At 36.4% G+C, this 404-nt stretch carries 1 protein-coding gene; it reads right to left on the bottom strand.

Going from position 1 to position 404, the window contains the following annotated elements:
- Window positions 1-223: 223 nt before the first annotated feature.
- Window positions 224-349 carry a type B 50S ribosomal protein L36 gene (gene ykgO, locus ACFIK8_RS09085; RefSeq protein WP_011181208.1) on the bottom strand — a complete coding sequence of 42 codons (126 nt, stop codon included), beginning with the start codon at window positions 347-349 and terminating at the stop codon, window positions 224-226.
- Window positions 350-404 lie beyond the last annotated feature (55 nt).

The raw sequence follows: 404 nt of genomic DNA, 5'->3' as shown, positions 1-404 counted from the left end.
AGTTGCTTACAAAAGCAATGAAAAAAACCCTAAAAAAAAGCAAGAAACTTTGTCGGAAAATACAAAAATCCCGCATTCGCAAAGCTTTTAAAAAGATAAAAAACTTCATAAAAACAAGTCGTCAAAAGATGAGATATCAAACAAGGAACTCGCAATCCTAAAGACAAACCTCCAACGAAACGAAAAAGGTTTAATGCCCGCAAAAAAGCAAGCACAAAAACCATCAACCCTGACGTGCTCTAAAACGGGGATTCGTTTTGTTCAGGATATAAACACGACCCTTACGACGCACCAAACGATTGTTACGGTGACGTTCTCTCAGTGCTTTAAGCGAATTTTTAATTTTCATCATACTCACCGTTTATCAATATTCCTATCACGCAATGCTCTAACTTTAAACATGT

It is taken from the genome of Bartonella sp. MR168JLCBS, assembly GCF_042194175.1.
Note: the sequence above shows the minus strand (reverse complement) of the source record. Positions and strands in the feature narration are given on the sequence as shown.